Raw genomic sequence first — 14,667 nt, forward strand, 5'->3', positions numbered from 1 at the left:
GAGTCGCGGCCTCGCGGTCACAAAGGTGGGGAGAGTACGCGCAGGCACGCGCCGGGGCAGCGGTGGTCCGGGGAGCAGCGGCGGCCCGACCGGGTCAGCTCAGGACCGCGATGGCAATGGCGATGTAGTGCGCGGCGAAAGCGACCACCGTCAGGGCATGGAACAGCTCGTGGAAGCCGAAGTGCTTGTAGCTGAAGTTCGGCTTCTTCAGGGCGTAGAAGACGGCTCCGGTGATGTACAGGGCGCCTCCGACGCAGATCAGCACGGCCGAGGCGACATTGGCGGCGAAGAAGTCCGGGAGGTAGAACAGCGCCCCGCAGCCCAGCGCGATGTAGATCGGCACATAGAGCCACCGCGGGGCGTTGGTCCACAGCACGCGAAACAGGACGCCGAGGATGGCCCCGGACCAGATGACCCACAGCAGCAGTTCGGCCTGCGGCCGTTCCAGGAGGGCCCAGGCGAGCGGCGTGTAGCTTCCGGCGATCACCAGCATGATGTTTGTGTGGTCCAGCCGCTTCAGGACGATCTTGACGCGCGGAGACCAGTTCCCCCGGTGGTAGACGGCGCTGACGCCGAAAAGCAGGACCCCGGTGACGGCATAGACGGCGCAGGCGATCTTCAGGTCCGGCGGCGCCAGGATGACCAGCACCAGCCCGGCGACGAAGGCCAGCGGGGCGGTCACTGTGTGGATCCAGCCCCGCCATTTCGGCTTGATCATCAGCAGCTCGGCAAGCCTCACGGCGGCGTCGTCCACCGGCGTGCCCTTCCTTGCCGCAGGCTCCGGCCTGGGCTCCAGACTGTTGCTTTCCATGCCGCAATAATAACCTACGCACTAGTAAGTTACCCGCGAGTAACAAGCGTTCCGGCGCTGTCCGGCGGCGGTCCTGCACGCGGCAGCGCGCTCCGGCAGGTACCCTAGGATGTGCACTGAACAAAGGACCTCAAGGAAGCCAGGTGAATCTCCGGATGGAAATGCCCGGGTTCCTCTACGGCTTTTACGAGCGCAAACTCCAGCGCTCCCTGGACCCGGAACGGATCCCCCGGCACGTCGGCGTCATGGTCGACGGCAACCGGCGCTGGGCCCGCCAGTTCAACGCCCCCACAAGCCAGGGGCATCAGGCCGGCGCGGATAAGATCCACGAATTCCTCGGCTGGTGCCAGGAGCTGGGCATCAAGGTGGTCACCTTGTACATGCTCTCCACGGACAACATGAACCGCTCCGGCGAAGAGCTGGATCTCCTGATGGGCATCATTGCCAACACCCTGGACCGGCTGGACGACGACGCCGACATCTCGGTGCACGCCATGGGCGCCCCCGAGCTGCTGCCGGACTACCTCGCCGAGCGGCTGAACAAACTCACGGCCCGCACGCCCGCGCACGAAAAGCTGCACGTCAATGTCGCCGTCGGCTACGGCGGACGGCGGGAAATCGTCGACGCCGTCCGGGAACTGCTGCACGACGCCGTCGCCCGGGGCGCGGACATCGGAAAACTGGCCGATGACCTCACCGTGGACGACATCTCGCGGTTCCTCTACACCCGGGGCCAGCCGGACCCGGATCTCGTGATCCGGACCTCCGGCGAGCAGCGGCTTTCCGGGTTCCTGATGTGGCAAAGCGCGTACAGTGAGTTCTACTTCTGCGAGGCCTTGTGGCCGGCGTTCCGCAAGGTCGATTTCCTGCGCGCCCTCCGCGATTACGCCGGAAGGCAGCGCCGCTTCGGCGCCTGAAGCCGTTCACGCGGAGTTCACAAGAATGCAACAAGAATCGCCGGGAAATTGACGGACAAACCCGCCTCCGGAGACGTACGTTAATCCCATCGGCGGGCAATTCGCCGGCCGATCGGGGAGGCCAGTACATGGAGCGGATTTTCGCACCGGGTGTATGGGAGGCCGCGTGCGGTCTTCAGGCCGAGCCGCCTCACCAATAACAAATCCGGGCATTGCCCCGGGGCTGGAGTCGATGTGGCTACTTCTGAGCAACTGCCCGACGTCATTTCCGACCAGGGACAGAAAGCTACCTCTCGCGCCAAGCGAGCCACCTCAAAGACCGGTGCAGCGGATTCCGCCGCGGCCGGTCTTGCTGTTTCCGGGGAAGGAACAGGAAAACGGGGCACGGCCCGCAGTTTTGTGATCGATACCTCCGTGCTGCTCTCCGATCCGCGGGCCCTCCTGCGCTTCGCCGAGCACGAAGTCATCCTGCCGATCGTCGTTATCACCGAGCTCGAAGGAAAGCGCCACGACCCGGAACTGGGTTACTTCGCTCGCAAGGCGCTCCGCCTGCTCGATGACCTGCGGCTCGAGCACGGCGGCCTGGACCGTCCCATCCCGCTCGGCCACGACGGCGGCACACTCATGGTGGAACTGAACCACATCTCCGCCGAGGTGCTGCCCGCAGGCTTCCGCGGGGCGGACAACGACAGCCGCATCCTCGCGGTGGCCAAGAACCTGGCCAACGAGGGCCGCGACGTGACGGTGGTGTCCAAGGACCTGCCGATGCGCGTCAAAGCCTCGGCCATGGGGCTGCTGGCCGATGAATACCGCAACGAACTCGTCAAGGACTCCGGCTGGACCGGCGTCGCCGAGCTCGACGCGGGCGAGGACGAGGTCGCTACCCTTTACGGGCACGAGCCGGTCTTCATTCCGGCCGCGGCCGAAATGCCGACCAACACGGGGCTGGTCCTGCTCTCCAGCCGCGGCTCGGCGCTCGGGCGCGTAGGGGCCGACAAACAGGTCAGACTCGTCAAGGGCGACCGCGACGTCTTCGGACTCCACGGCCGCTCGGCCGAGCAACGGCTCGCCATCGACCTCCTGATGGACCCGTCCGTCGGTATCGTGTCCCTCGGCGGCCGGGCCGGCACGGGCAAGTCCGCGCTGGCCCTCTGCGCCGGCCTCGAAGCCGTCCTGGAGCGACGGGAGCACCGCAAGGTGATCGTCTTCCGCCCCCTGTACGCGGTGGGCGGCCAGGAACTGGGCTACCTGCCCGGTTCTGAGGCGGAGAAGATGAACCCGTGGGCGCAGGCCGTCTTCGACACCCTGGGGGCGCTGGTCAGCCAGGAAGTCGTGGAGGAAGTGATGGACCGGGGCATGCTCGAAGTCATGCCGCTGACCCACATCCGCGGGCGCTCGCTGCATGACGCGTTCGTGATCGTCGACGAGGCCCAGTCCCTGGAGAAGAATGTGCTCCTGACCGTGATGAGCCGGATCGGCCAGAACTCCAAGATCGTCCTGACCCACGACGTCGCCCAGCGCGACAACCTGCGGGTCGGACGGCACGACGGCGTCGCCGCGGTCGTGGAGACGCTGAAGGGGCATCCGCTGTTCGGCCACGTCACCCTCACCCGCTCGGAGCGCTCGCCGATCGCGGCCCTGGTGACGGACCTGCTGGAGGGGGCGGAGATCTAGGCTCGTCCTGGCGTGGGGCCGTGGTCCGGTTAGCCGGGCCGCGGCCGTTCGCTGTTGTTGGGTTTGTCGTTGTCGGTTTCGCCGGGTTGGGTTTGTCGTTGTCGGTTTCGCCGGGTCACGGCCTTTCGCCGTCGCTTAGACACGGCGCATGGGACCCGCTGCGGTCGCGGGGCGACCTCCGGGGTCCGATGCGCCGCGATGCGCTCCTTTACGAAAGACCGCGTCCCGGCTTGGTGAGCGTCTCGCCTCCGCGGGGCTGCGGTGTCCAGCAAAGGAGCGCATCGCCGACCGTAGCGTAGCGACGGGAGGTGTCTAAGCGACGGCGGGGCGCCGCTGCACCGCGAACCCAACCACGGCAACCCAGCGACGGGAGGTGTCTAAGCCTCGATCCACCGGTCGGGTTGATGTTGTTGCGGCGTTTTAAACGGAGAATGCCTGCCGGATCGGGAAAAATGGGGTTTGTCTAGAACTCCGTTTGGCCAGTCCGAGAGGCATCTCGTAGATGCAACTTTTCCATAGATCCACGCACGTGTCAGCCACGTTCGATGATTCCAATCTCGTGTCGGCCTCGGGGCTGGTCCCGGCGATGGCACTGGCGGTGAAAACCTGCCTCGGCGAACTCGCTGATCAGTGGCTGACGCTGCCCGGGTACTTCGGCGCCAACGCGGGCCTGAAAGTCACCGCGCTGGTCGCGGGCATGGTCGCCGGCGCCGATTCCATCGATGACATGGCCTTGCTGCGTCACGGTGGGATGAAGAAACTCTTCGCCGGCGCGTATGCCCCGTCGACCTTGGGATCGTTCCTGCGGGCGTTCACCTTCGGCCATGTCCGCCAGCTCGATGCCCTCGCGGCCCGGTGGCTGGTCAATGTCGCCGCGGTGGCCCCGATCGCCTCCGGTATCGATGATTACGCCTTGGTCGATATCGACGACACCATCAAGGAAGTCCACGGCTACCGGAAACAGGGCTCCGGATACGGCTACTCCGGGGTCCGGGGATTGAACGCGCTGATCGGGATCCTCTCGACCGCGACCGCGGCGCCGGTCATCATCGGCGCCCGGCTGCGCAAGGGAAGCGCCGGGTCCCCGCGCGGGGCAGGGAAGTTCATCGGTGACGTCCTGGCTACCGTGAAACGGCTGCGCGGCAGGGGGGCCACCGGGCTGGTGCTGCTGCGCGCCGACAGCGCGTTCTATGGCCACCCGGTCGTCACGGCCGCGCACCGCGCCGGCGCGAAAGTGTCCATTACCGCCCGGATGGACCCGGCCGTCAAACGCGCCATCGCCACCATTGATGAGGATGCCTGGACCACCATCCAGTACACCGACGCGGTCCGCGATGAAACCACCGGGGCCTGGATTTCCTCGGCAGAAGTCGCCGAGACTGCCTTCACCGCCTTCGTGGGCCGGAAGAAAGCCGAACGCGTCCACGGGCGCCTGGTCGTGCGGCGGATCCCTGAACTGAATGCCGAAGCAGGCACGGGGCAACAGACCCTGTTCGACACCCACCGCTTCCACGCCTTCTTCACCACCAGCGAACTGGACACGGTCACGGCAGATAAAACCCACCGCCAACACGCCGTCATCGAGCAGGTCAACGCGGACCTCAAAGACAGCGCCCTCGCGCACCTGCCCTCGGGAAAGTTCACCGCCAACGCAGCCTGGCTAGTCCTGGCGAGCATCGCTTTCAACCTCTCGCGCGCCATCGGCACCCTCGCCGGCACCGACCTGGGCAAAGCACGCAGCGGCACAATCCGCCGAAAACTCATCACCATCCCGGCCCGGATCTCGACCTCGGCACGGAAAATCGTCCTGCACCTGCCCGCGCACTGGCCCTGGGAAACCGGATGGTCACAGCTCTTCGAAGCGGCCTGCGGGCCGCCACGGGCCGCCGCCATCTGACCACCCAGCCAATCCGGCGCAACCAGGACCACGGAACACCACCGGCAGCAAGGCCGGCAACTCAGTCACGCCCCCGGCCGAAACCCGGACCAAGATCAGGGCGACCCCGCCCAACAAACCCGACCGGTGGATCGAGGCTAAGCGACGGCGGGGCGCCGCTGCACCGCGAACCCAACCACGGCAACCCAGCGAGGGGAGGTGTCTAAGCGACGGCGGGGCGCCGCTGCACCGCGAACTCAACCACGGCAACCCAGCGGCGGGACGTGTCTAAGCCCGCGGGTCGCCGCGGCGACGTTTCGGGTTACTTCTGGATGCCCAGGTACTTTGCCGTTGCTTCGTGGCCCTTTACGTGGAGGTTCCAGTCCGGGCGCTTGAAGGTTGCGGGGGTCAGGCGGACGTGTTGGACTTCCTGGGCCTTGCCGCCCCAGATGGCCCGGGTGATGCCGTTGAATTCGTAGCCGAGGGAGCGCGAGACGCCCAAAGACTGGCGGTTCCAGACGGCGGCCTCGGACGTTGCGAGGTCGGCACCGAGGTGGTCGAAGGCGTAGAGTGCGACGGCGGCACGCATTTCCTTGCCAAGGCCGCGGCCCTGGGCGCTCCGGCGGAGCCATGAGCCCGTGGTGACTGTCCTGATGGTGGCGAAGTCCTTGGCCCCGATGTCCTGGCAACCGACGAATTCGTCCTTGTGCCAGATGCCGAGCAGGAGGGCCCAGTCCTCGGGCGCCGTGGCACCGCGGCACCGCCAGTACCACTGCGCCATGCTGGTCGCGAGCTCGTGGGCCGGGGCTTCGGTCCACGGGTTGCTGAATGGGCTCCGGCCCGGCTCGTGCACGCCGCTCAGTGCGGCCTCGACCGCGGCAGGAATGTCCCCGTCGCGGATGGGCCGCAGTTTGAGGCGCGGCGTGGTCAGAGTCAGGCCGAAAGGAGGCCAATATGTGGCGGGCTCAATCATCGGGGAATCCTAGCGGCGCCGGCCCCAGGACGCCAGTCACGCCGCTGCACCCTTCTGGTGTCCCCGTTTACTCGGCTGGTACATCCCAGCTGATGTGGCGGCGGACGTCCGTGAGGTTCATGGATTCGGCCAGGAACAGGTCATCGAGCATGTACTCATCCACGCCCAGGATCCTGATCCAGTGGCCGTAGCCGGCGGCATCGTCGCCAGCCCCCGGCGCGTCCAGCCAGCGGCTCGCAACGCAGACGCCGGTGCCGGCGTCGATCCTCAGCAGCGTGTGTCCCGGCCGGCAGAGCGGGGCGGCAGGATCGGCGGGACGGTACGAAGGGTTCGGGCTGACCGTGGTTTCCAGGGCGGCCCGGCCCTCGTGGTCGACTTCCGTGACGGGGCCAAGTTCCACGGCGTTGGCGTTGGGGAATTCCAGCGGCACGGGGGAGTTGCCTGCGAGCTCCACCGGGTCCAGGGCCGCCGCGAACCGGCCGTTCCCGAACGACGGTTCGCCGTAGGCTGCCTCCGGACGGCGGCGCACCAGCCCGTCGTCGTCGTACACCGGGGTGACCAGGTGTGGCGGCAGGAGCCAGGTCTTCCGCGTGGAACTGACATAGAAGCCGCCGCGTGAGTCGTTGATGCCGGTGGTGCTGGCAATCACCAGCCCGTCGGCGGTCTCCAGCCGCAAGGCGCCGGGCCTGCGCAGCCACGCCCTGACGAGGCCCTCCGGAGAAGCCATGGGGGAGCCTGCGGAACGCGTGAGGGGCCGGTCAAGGTACTCGAACCTCAGCGACTGCCACTTCCAGGGCGAGGACCGGCACAGGTGCCGGAAGGCCGCAGCCGGATTTGCCGGGCCGCGGGGCGCGAGCGGCCCGCGCCCGTTCCTGCTGTCCCATCCGGCCATATCCACAGTTTACGCGCGGGCCCCACGGGCCGGACGAATATCCAGTAGCATCCGAGAGTGATCGAACGACTCGGCACCCTCGGCGCCGCCAACCCGCTGGCCTTCTGGCTCGTGGTGGCCGCGTGCGCCTATTTTTCCCTCATGGCCGTTCGGCTCACCGTGATCGACGTCCGGCACCACCTGCTGCCGGACCGGATCGTGTTTCCGTCCTATGCGATCGCCGGAGTCCTCCTGCTGGGCGCGGCCGCCAGCCAGCTGCTGCCCGCCGGGCAGGACGGTGCCGGTACGCCGGACGCCGTGCTGTTCGGTGTGCCGGGGCTGGGCGTCCTTGCCGGCGGGGCGGCCCTCTGGCTCTTCTACTTCCTGCTGCACGCGGTGTATCCGCCGGGAATGGGCTTCGGCGACGTGAAGCTTGCGGGCGTCCTGGGGATGTATCTGGGGTTCCTGGGCTGGGGGCACGTCTTTGCCGGGACCTTCGCCGCATTCATGTTCGGCGGGTTGTGGAGCCTCGGATTGCTCGCCCTGCGGCGCGGCACGCTGCAGTCGGCCATTCCCTTCGGGCCGTTCATGCTGGCCGGAGCCGCGGCCGCGATGCTTCTGATACCGGCCGGTTAGGCTGGCGGCATGGCGACCCCGGAATTCATCCTGAAGCTGCGGGAGAAAATCGGACACGAGGCCCTCTGGCTGCCCGGCGTCAGGGGAGTGGTGTTCGACGACGCCGGCCGGGTCCTGCTCGGCCGGCGGGCCGACAACGGGCAATGGGGGCTGATCACCGGAATCCTGGAACCGGGCGAGGAGCCCGCGCCGGGCCTGCTGCGGGAAATCCTCGAAGAGACCGGTGTGGTGGCCGCCGCCGAGCGGCTGGTTTCGGTGGACGCCGTCGGGCCCACTCGCTACCCCAACGGCGACGTGTGTCATTTCCTGACCCTGGTGTTCCGCTGCCGTTTCGTTTCGGGAGAGGCCCGGGTCAACGACGACGAATCCCTCGAGGTCGGCTGGTTCCGGCGGGCGGAGTTCCCCGAGCTCATGCCCGGGCATCTGGAGATGATCCGCCGGGCCGCTGACCCCGCCGGCGAGGTCCACTACCGGCACTGACATGGCCCTGATCCGGCGCCAGGCTGCCGGCACCAGCCGTCCGGCATGCGGCAGGGGCGCCGCAACCCCCAAAGATTGCGGCGCCCCTGGTCTTTACCGGTGGGCTGCCCGTTCCGCCTCGAGCCGCTCGGCCTCCTCGCCGCCGACGGCCTCGCCGCGGGCCACCATACCGGCGGTGTCCGAGAGCGGGATCTGCTTCAGGGTCAAAGCCAGGATCAGGGCGATGCCCAGGAACGGCAGCAGGTACCAGAAGACGGGAGCGAGCGAATCGGCGTAGGCGTTGACGATTGCGTCCTTGAGTTGGGCCGGGAGCTGGCTGAGGGTCTGGGGGTCCATCGTCCGGGTGGACTGGGACGCCTGCTCCGCGGACGCGCCGGCTCCGGTGAAGGCGTTGGTCAGGGACTCGGCGAGCCGGGTGGTGAAGATCGAGCCGAAAACTGCCACACCGAGGGACGCTCCGACCTCACGGAAGTAGTTGTTGGTGCTGGTCGCCGTGCCGATCTGGTCCGCCGGCACGGAGTTTTGCACCACCAGGACAATCACCTGCATGATCGAGCCCAGCCCGGCGCCGAAGATGAACAGCTGCACACAGATCACCCAGATGGGCGTGGCGGCCGTGAGCGTGGTCAGCCACAGCATCGCCGCGATGGTCAGGGCGGCCCCGAGGATTGGGAACATCTTGTACTTGCCGGTCTTGGAGATCCGGATGCCGGAGAAGATGGCCATGCCCATGAGACCCACCATCATGGGCAGCATCAGCAGGCCGGATTCCGCGGCGGAGGTCCCGGAGGACATCTGCAGGAAGGTGGGAACGAACGCGATCGCAGCGAACATACCGAGTCCGAGAGTGAAGCCGATGGCCGTGGAGTTCACGAAGATCCGGTTCTTGAACAGGCTCAGCGGAATGATGGGGTCCTCGGCCCGGCGCTCCACCATGACGAAGGCTGCTGCGGCGAGCACCAGCCCGGCGCCGAAAGCCCACGTCAGCGGCGAGTCCCAGCCTTCGTCCTTCTTGCCGCCGAAGTCGGTGAAGAAGATCAGGCACGTGGTGGCGGCGGAGAGCAGCAGCACGCCCAGGATGTCGATCCGTTTCTCGGCCTTCTTGTTCGGCAGCGTAAGGGTGAACCAGGCAATGGTGAAGGCGGCGATGCCGATCGGGATGTTGATGTAGAAGGCCCATTCCCAGGTCAGGTGGTCCACAAAGAAGCCGCCCAGGAGGGGGCCGGCGACGGCGGAGAGGCCGAAAATTGCGCCCAGCGGTCCCATGTACTTGCCGCGTTCCTTGGCCGGGACGATGTCGGCGATGATGGCCTGCGAGAGGATCATCAGGCCGCCGCCGCCCAGGCCCTGGATGGCGCGGAAGACCACGAAGCCCCAGAAGTCCGTGGCGAGGGCGCAGCCGACCGAGGCAAGGGTGAAGAGCCCGATGGCCACGAGGAACAGGTTCCGGCGCCCCAGGATGTCGCCGAACTTTCCGTAGATCGGCATGACGATGGTGGTGGCCAGCAGATAGGCCGTGGTGATCCACGCCTGGTGCTCCACACCGCCGAGCTTGCCGACGATGGTGGGCATGGCGGTGGAGACGATGGTCTGGTCCAGGCTGGAGAGCAGCATGCCCGCGATGAGGGCGGAGAAGATGATCCAGATGCGTTTCTGGGTCAGCAGCAGCGGCTCGGCTGCTGGCTTGATGCTGACGGCGGCGCTCATTGCGCTCCTTCGGATGAATTGGGTTGGGAGGTGCTGGACTGGGAGGTGCTGGGAAGGGAAGAGCTGGAGGGCGACGTGCTGGCCCTGGGTGTACCGGCCGGAGACGCGTCGAACGGCATCGAAAAGAGCGTGCGGGCGGCGGCCACGTTTTCCAGCAGCATGTCCTTGTACGGGCGCGTATTGCCTTCGGAGAAGTATTCGGCGCTGGTCTTCCGGGCGATATTTCCTAGCAGGACCACGGCCATGCGGACCACGGGGTGGTCGGTGGGGACGCCTTCCCTGGCCGCGAGCATGCGCGCGAATTCAGCCTCGCGTTCCTCGGAGGCACCGATGATCCGGAGCATCAACTGGGGCTCCTTCTTGATCACCCCGATCAGCTGGCGGGTCTCTTCCTCGGACGTGCTCATCCGTTCCGACAGGTCCAGGGAGAGCCGCACGAGGTCGGAGAGCAGTGAGGCCGAGATTTCACCGGCGGGCGAGTCCGCGCCTCCCGCCATGAACCGGGCGACCACCTCTTCGGGAAAGTCGTCGTCGACATGGCCGAGGATCGCGTCCTCCTTGGCGGGGAAGTAATTGAAGAAGGTCCGGCGGGAAATGCCGGCCTGCTCGCAGACTTCCTCCACGGTGTAGCCGTTGAGGCCCCGTTCGGCGGTCAGGGAACGCGCGACGGCGGTGATCGCCGCCCGTGTCGCGGCCCGCTTGCGCTCGCGGAGACCGCCCAAACTAATTGCACTGTCATCCATGGAGTGTATTTTTGCACCAAATCACGATTAGTGCAAAATTGGATCGAGTGCGGCAGATCGCAAGATCGGGTGCTGCAGATCGCAATAGTGTCACTGGTCCGCCGTAGCCTGCTCCTGTCCAGCCCTTCAGCTGGCAACGCGTGGTCCCGGACGAGGCAGAAGCACCGTCTCGGACCGGAAATGGGGAAGCATGACAGATTCAGCACTGACGCACGTGTACGTCCTCCTGGACCGTTCCGGCTCCATGAGCTCCATCGCCGATGACACCGTGGGCGGGTTCGCGGCCTTCGTCCGTGAACAGCAAGCGGTCGCGGGCCGGTGCAAGCTGTCGCTGGCGCAGTTCGATGACACCTACGAGCGCGTCTACGCCTCGGTGGACATTCAGGACGTCCCGGCCCTGGACCTGCAGCCGCGCGGCAGCACGGCCCTCCACGACGCCATGGTCCGGCTGATCGGGGAAGCGGGCGCCGAACTCGCGGCCCTCCCGGAGGGCCAGCGCCCCGGCACCGTGCTCGTCGCCGTGCTGACGGACGGCCACGAGAACTCTTCGCGCGAGGCCACCGGTGATCTGGTCAAAGCCCTGGTCCAGCGGCAGCAGAGCCAGTGGGGCTGGCAGTTCACCTATCTGGGCGCCAACCAGGATGCCGTGCTGACGGCCGGCGGCCTGGGCATCCGCGCCGAAGACGCGCTGACCTACGCCGCCGGAAACGTCGACGCTGCCTTCTCCGTCCAGTCCGCCAAGACCCGGCGGCTGCGGGAGGCGCGGATCGGCGGTGCCAGCATGGACGAGGCCTCCGCGGCAGCCGCCTACACGCCCGAGGAGCGCGCGGCGGCCGGGGGAGATGGCCCCGTGTCCTAGGCCGGACACGGCCGCGGCCGGCGCCTTTCGGAGGAAAGACGCCGGCCGTGTGACGGGTCCGGTGGGCTGGGCCGCCGGACTAGGCCTTGTGCGGCGGGCGCGTCATGGACATGACGTCCAGGGCAGTGTCCAGCTGCTCCTCGGTCAGTTCGCCGCGCTCGAGGAAGCCCATGGAGACGACGGTCTCGCGGATGGTCAGGCCCTCGGCCACCGCCTTCTTGGCGATCTTGGCAGCGTTCTCGTAACCGATGAACTTGTTCAGCGGGGTCACGATCGACGGCGAGGCCTCGGCCAGGAAGCGGGCGCGCTCCACGTTGGCGGTGATGCCGTCAATCATCTTGTCGGCCATGACACGGCTGGTGTTGGCCAGCAGGCGCACAGACTCAAGGAGGTTTGCGGCCATGACCGGGATGCCGACGTTCAGTTCGAAGGCGCCGTTGGTGCCGGACCACGCAATGGCGGTGTCGTTGCCGATCACCTGGGCGCAGACCATGATGGAGGCTTCGCAGATGACGGGGTTGACCTTGCCGGGCATGATCGAGGAACCCGGCTGCAGGTCCGGGATGGCGATTTCGCCGAGGCCGGTGTTGGGGCCGGAACCCATCCAGCGCAGGTCGTTGTTGATCTTCATGAAGGAGATCGCAATGTTGCGCAGCTGGCTCGACGCTTCGATGAGGCCGTCGCGGTTGGCCTGGGCTTCGAAGTGGTCGCGGGCCTCGGTCAGGGGCAGCCCGGTGTCGGCCGCGAGGAGCTCGATCACGCGCTCCGGGAAACCGGCCGGCGTGTTGATGCCCGTGCCCACGGCGGTGCCGCCCAGCGGGACCTCGGCAACGCGGGGGAGGGAGGCATTGATGCGCTCGATGCCGTAGCGGACCTGCGCGGCGTAGCCGCCGAACTCCTGGCCCAGGGTGACCGGGGTGGCGTCCATGAGGTGCGTGCGGCCGGACTTCACGACGTCCTTGAACTCGACAGCCTTGCGCTCCAGCGACTCGGCCAGGTAGCCCAGGGCCGGGATCAGGTCATTGATCAGCGCGGACGTGGCGGCCACGTGGACCGAGGTCGGGAAGACGTCGTTGGAGGACTGTGAGGCGTTGACGTGGTCGTTGGGGTGGACAACTTTGTCGCTCCCGGCGGACTTGAGGGCACGCGAGGCGAGCTCGGCGATGACCTCGTTGGTGTTCATGTTCGAGGACGTGCCGGACCCCGTCTGGAAAACGTCAATCGGGAAGTCGCCGTCGTACTTGCCGGTTGCAACCTGGTCGGCGGCGTCGGCGATCGCCTGGGCGAGCTCGCCGTCGAGCACCCCCAGTTCGGCGTTGGCCTGGGCTGCGGCCTTCTTGACCCTGGCCAGGGCCTCGATGTGGGCGCGCTCCAGCGTCTTGCCGGAGATCGGGAAGTTCTCGACTGCACGCTGCGTTTGTGCGCGGTATAGGGCGTTCACGGGAACGCGGACTTCGCCCATCGTGTCGTGTTCAATGCGGAACTCTTCGGTGTTCAACTCATCTGTGGAAGTCATGGGCCTAGCTTATTGGGAGTAGGCGTTGCACCGAAAACCGTGAACGGCCCCCGCCGCGGCAGCCGCGACGGGGGATCAGGGCCAGGAGTGCCGGGTCCGGAGCGATGGGGCCGGAGAGCCGGGTCTAGAGCTCGCCGATTCCGGACACGAGGTCGGCCTTGCCGTCTGCCAGGCTGTACGCGAGGCCGATCACGGCGGCGCGGCCGCTTCCCACTGCGTCCGAAATCACACGGGAGCTGTCCACGAGTCGCTGCGAGGTCTGCTTCACGTTCTCGACCACCATGTCGTTGACATCCTCCTGATTGTTACGGAGCGAGGTCAGCACGGAGGGGGTGATGCGCTCGACCAGGCTGCGCATGAATCCGACCGGCATCTGGCCGGTCTCCACGGCGGTCTTCGTGGCGGTGACGGCGCCGCACCGGTCGTGCCCCAGGACCACGATCAGCGGCACGCCAAGGACGCTGACGCTGTATTCCAGGGAGCCGAGCACGGCGTCGTCGATCACCTGTCCCGCGGTCCGGACGACGAACGCATCGCCCAGGCCGAGGTCGAAGATGATCTCGGCCGCGAGACGGGAGTCGGAGCAGCCGAAGATTACGGCGAACGGGTGCTGGTTCTCGACGAGCGAGGAGCGCCGCGATGCATCCTGGTTGGGGTGCGAGGACGCGCCGGAGACGAAACGTTCGTTGCCTTCGCGGAGACGCCGCCAGGCAAGTGCAGGGGTGAGATAGGTGGCCACGCCCCCGACTTTACTGTGTCGCTGCGGCCGAAGGGGAAACTGTTGCGCCCGGCGTGACCGCCGGTGCGCTGTTTGGTGCGCTGCTTGGTGCGCTGTTCGGTGCAATTGCGGGAGGGTTGCTTTCAAGCGACTTCACCACGGCTGCGGCGAGGGCGGAGAACTCGTCGAGCGTTGCGGACCCGGACAGGATGACGGTGGTGCCGCGGTCGGCCAGCACCATGGACTTCTCGCCCTTGCCGGCGTCGCGCAGTTCCCAGTCCCGGCCGCCGGCGTTGCGGGTGCCGGTCACGGGCGCGTTCTTGGTCTGCTGCAGGAGCCAGGTGGGGTTGGCCTGGCGGGTCTGCACGAGGGCGATGAAGGATTCCTTGGGCGTCAGGTAGCCGACTTCCCAGACAGGGACGCCGGTGCCGGCGCCGGACTCCCAGCGCGCGTAGTTGGCACGAAATGTGTCGCCGGTATCGGCCGCCACGGGTGTGAATCCCGCCACATCCGCCGCGTTCTGCGCGGTGGCGCTGACGTTGATGTTTGGCCGGTAGCCGTCCGTTTTGGGGGACGGGTTCATGAGGACGATCGGCAGAAACGCGGCGATGCTCACCACCAGGGCGATGAGCATGCCCATCACGGAGGCGTTGGCGCGTTTTGCCGCTGCAGCGGCGATGACGGGCCGGACCGGCGGCTGTCCGGAGGTCTCCGGGTCTGCCGCGGGGGCGCTGCCAGCCGGAGAACCGGGGGCAGCGGGGGAGGCGTCCTGCAATTCACTCACCCCTCTATAGTCGCCCATATCCGGTCTGATCTCACATTCGCGGCGCAGCGGCCGCCCGGAGGTGAAGTACGTCACGCACCGGTCATCCCATGACCTGGCGCG

General features: G+C 67.1%; 14 protein-coding genes. 6 read left to right on the forward strand and 8 right to left on the reverse strand.

Features of this window, described 5'->3' with window-relative positions:
- Positions 1 to 94: 94 nt before the first annotated feature.
- On the reverse strand, positions 95 to 811 hold the full coding sequence (locus tag LDO15_RS05935; RefSeq protein WP_223984977.1) for a hemolysin III family protein: 717 nt from the start codon (positions 809 to 811) through the stop codon (positions 95 to 97).
- A gap of 155 nt (positions 812 to 966) precedes the next feature.
- Here LDO15_RS05935 and LDO15_RS05940 point away from each other — a divergent pair, with 155 nt between their 5' ends.
- The 3 genes from LDO15_RS05940 (at position 967) to LDO15_RS05950 (ending at position 5,299) form a co-directional block, all read left to right on the forward strand.
- Positions 967 to 1,728 carry an isoprenyl transferase gene (locus LDO15_RS05940; RefSeq protein WP_223987122.1) on the forward strand — a complete coding sequence of 254 codons (762 nt, stop codon included), beginning with the start codon at positions 967 to 969 and terminating at the stop codon, positions 1,726 to 1,728.
- Between the two features lie 234 nt (positions 1,729 to 1,962).
- Positions 1,963 to 3,402 carry a PhoH family protein gene (locus LDO15_RS05945; protein WP_223984979.1) on the forward strand — a complete coding sequence of 480 codons (1,440 nt, stop codon included), beginning with the start codon at positions 1,963 to 1,965 and terminating at the stop codon, positions 3,400 to 3,402.
- 502 nt (positions 3,403 to 3,904) lie between these two features.
- Positions 3,905 to 5,299 (forward strand): IS1380 family transposase, encoded by a 1,395-nt coding sequence (locus LDO15_RS05950; protein ID WP_223980416.1) that lies wholly within the window; start codon positions 3,905 to 3,907, stop codon positions 5,297 to 5,299.
- A gap of 301 nt (positions 5,300 to 5,600) precedes the next feature.
- On the opposite strand, the gene LDO15_RS05955 is transcribed toward LDO15_RS05950, so the two are convergent.
- Both LDO15_RS05955 and LDO15_RS05960 read right to left on the reverse strand, forming a co-directional pair.
- A complete protein-coding gene (locus LDO15_RS05955; RefSeq protein ID WP_223984981.1) occupies positions 5,601 to 6,251 on the reverse strand; it encodes a GNAT family protein in 651 nt (216 codons plus the stop codon).
- Positions 6,252 to 6,318: 67 nt separating this feature from the next.
- Positions 6,319 to 7,143: a hypothetical protein gene (locus LDO15_RS05960; RefSeq protein ID WP_223984983.1), complete on the reverse strand. Its 825-nt coding sequence runs from the start codon at positions 7,141 to 7,143 to the stop codon at positions 6,319 to 6,321.
- A 57-nt stretch (positions 7,144 to 7,200) separates the two neighbouring features.
- Between LDO15_RS05960 and LDO15_RS05965 the strand changes: the two genes are divergently transcribed.
- Together LDO15_RS05965 and LDO15_RS05970 are read left to right on the forward strand one after the other, a co-directional pair.
- The gene (locus LDO15_RS05965; RefSeq protein WP_223984985.1) at positions 7,201 to 7,758 is read left to right on the forward strand and encodes an A24 family peptidase; all 558 of its coding nucleotides are present in this window, start codon (positions 7,201 to 7,203) and stop codon (positions 7,756 to 7,758) included.
- Between the two features lie 9 nt (positions 7,759 to 7,767).
- Complete coding sequence (locus LDO15_RS05970; RefSeq protein ID WP_223984987.1) at positions 7,768 to 8,238, forward strand: NUDIX domain-containing protein; 471 nt, start codon at positions 7,768 to 7,770, stop codon at positions 8,236 to 8,238.
- 93 nt (positions 8,239 to 8,331) lie between these two features.
- Here LDO15_RS05970 and LDO15_RS05975 read toward each other — a convergent pair whose 3' ends face one another.
- Positions 8,332 to 9,945, reverse strand: a complete 1,614-nt coding sequence (locus tag LDO15_RS05975) for an MDR family MFS transporter (protein WP_223984989.1) — start codon at positions 9,943 to 9,945, stop codon at positions 8,332 to 8,334.
- A complete protein-coding gene (locus tag LDO15_RS05980; RefSeq protein WP_223984992.1) occupies positions 9,942 to 10,688 on the reverse strand; it encodes a TetR/AcrR family transcriptional regulator; helix-turn-helix transcriptional regulator in 747 nt (248 codons plus the stop codon). The genes LDO15_RS05975 and LDO15_RS05980 overlap by 4 nt, the downstream gene beginning before the upstream one ends.
- A 190-nt stretch (positions 10,689 to 10,878) precedes the next feature.
- Here LDO15_RS05980 and LDO15_RS05985 point away from each other — a divergent pair, with 190 nt between their 5' ends.
- The gene (locus LDO15_RS05985) at positions 10,879 to 11,547 is read left to right on the forward strand and encodes a vWA domain-containing protein (RefSeq protein WP_223984994.1); all 669 of its coding nucleotides are present in this window, start codon (positions 10,879 to 10,881) and stop codon (positions 11,545 to 11,547) included.
- A gap of 79 nt (positions 11,548 to 11,626) precedes the next feature.
- Here LDO15_RS05985 and LDO15_RS05990 read toward each other — a convergent pair whose 3' ends face one another.
- The 3 genes from LDO15_RS05990 to LDO15_RS06000 all read right to left on the reverse strand — a co-directional run bounded on the left by LDO15_RS05990 (position 11,627) and on the right by LDO15_RS06000 (position 14,583).
- Complete coding sequence (locus tag LDO15_RS05990; protein WP_223984996.1) at positions 11,627 to 13,063, reverse strand: class II fumarate hydratase; 1,437 nt, start codon at positions 13,061 to 13,063, stop codon at positions 11,627 to 11,629.
- A gap of 124 nt (positions 13,064 to 13,187) precedes the next feature.
- Positions 13,188 to 13,802: a carbonic anhydrase gene (locus LDO15_RS05995; protein WP_223984997.1), complete on the reverse strand. Its 615-nt coding sequence runs from the start codon at positions 13,800 to 13,802 to the stop codon at positions 13,188 to 13,190.
- Between the two features lie 10 nt (positions 13,803 to 13,812).
- Positions 13,813 to 14,583 (reverse strand): DUF4245 domain-containing protein, encoded by a 771-nt coding sequence (locus tag LDO15_RS06000; RefSeq protein ID WP_223984998.1) that lies wholly within the window; start codon positions 14,581 to 14,583, stop codon positions 13,813 to 13,815.
- Between the last annotated feature and the right edge of the window lie 84 nt (positions 14,584 to 14,667).

Origin of the sequence: Arthrobacter sp. NicSoilB8 (assembly GCF_019977355.1) — a bacterium.
GTDB lineage: Bacteria > Actinomycetota > Actinomycetes > Actinomycetales > Micrococcaceae > Arthrobacter.

What these genes read in the sequence shown, in the direction of transcription:
- LDO15_RS05935 (WP_223984977.1), bottom strand. Translation starts at nt 811, where the DNA reads ATGGAAAGCAACAGTCTGGAGCCCAGGCCGGAGCCTGCGGCAAGGAAG.
- LDO15_RS05940 (WP_223987122.1), top strand. Translation starts at nt 967, where the DNA reads ATGGAAATGCCCGGGTTCCTCTACGGCTTTTACGAGCGCAAACTCCAG.
- LDO15_RS05950 (WP_223980416.1), top strand. Translation starts at nt 3,905, where the DNA reads ATGCAACTTTTCCATAGATCCACGCACGTGTCAGCCACGTTCGATGAT.
- LDO15_RS05955 (WP_223984981.1), bottom strand. Translation starts at nt 6,251, where the DNA reads ATGATTGAGCCCGCCACATATTGGCCTCCTTTCGGCCTGACTCTGACC.
- LDO15_RS05960 (WP_223984983.1), bottom strand. Translation starts at nt 7,143, where the DNA reads ATGGCCGGATGGGACAGCAGGAACGGGCGCGGGCCGCTCGCGCCCCGC.
- LDO15_RS05970 (WP_223984987.1), top strand. Translation starts at nt 7,768, where the DNA reads ATGGCGACCCCGGAATTCATCCTGAAGCTGCGGGAGAAAATCGGACAC.
- LDO15_RS05975 (WP_223984989.1), bottom strand. Translation starts at nt 9,945, where the DNA reads ATGAGCGCCGCCGTCAGCATCAAGCCAGCAGCCGAGCCGCTGCTGCTG.
- LDO15_RS05980 (WP_223984992.1), bottom strand. Translation starts at nt 10,688, where the DNA reads ATGGATGACAGTGCAATTAGTTTGGGCGGTCTCCGCGAGCGCAAGCGG.
- LDO15_RS05985 (WP_223984994.1), top strand. Translation starts at nt 10,879, where the DNA reads ATGACAGATTCAGCACTGACGCACGTGTACGTCCTCCTGGACCGTTCC.
- LDO15_RS05990 (WP_223984996.1), bottom strand. Translation starts at nt 13,063, where the DNA reads ATGACTTCCACAGATGAGTTGAACACCGAAGAGTTCCGCATTGAACAC.
- LDO15_RS06000 (WP_223984998.1), bottom strand. Translation starts at nt 14,583, where the DNA reads ATGGGCGACTATAGAGGGGTGAGTGAATTGCAGGACGCCTCCCCCGCT.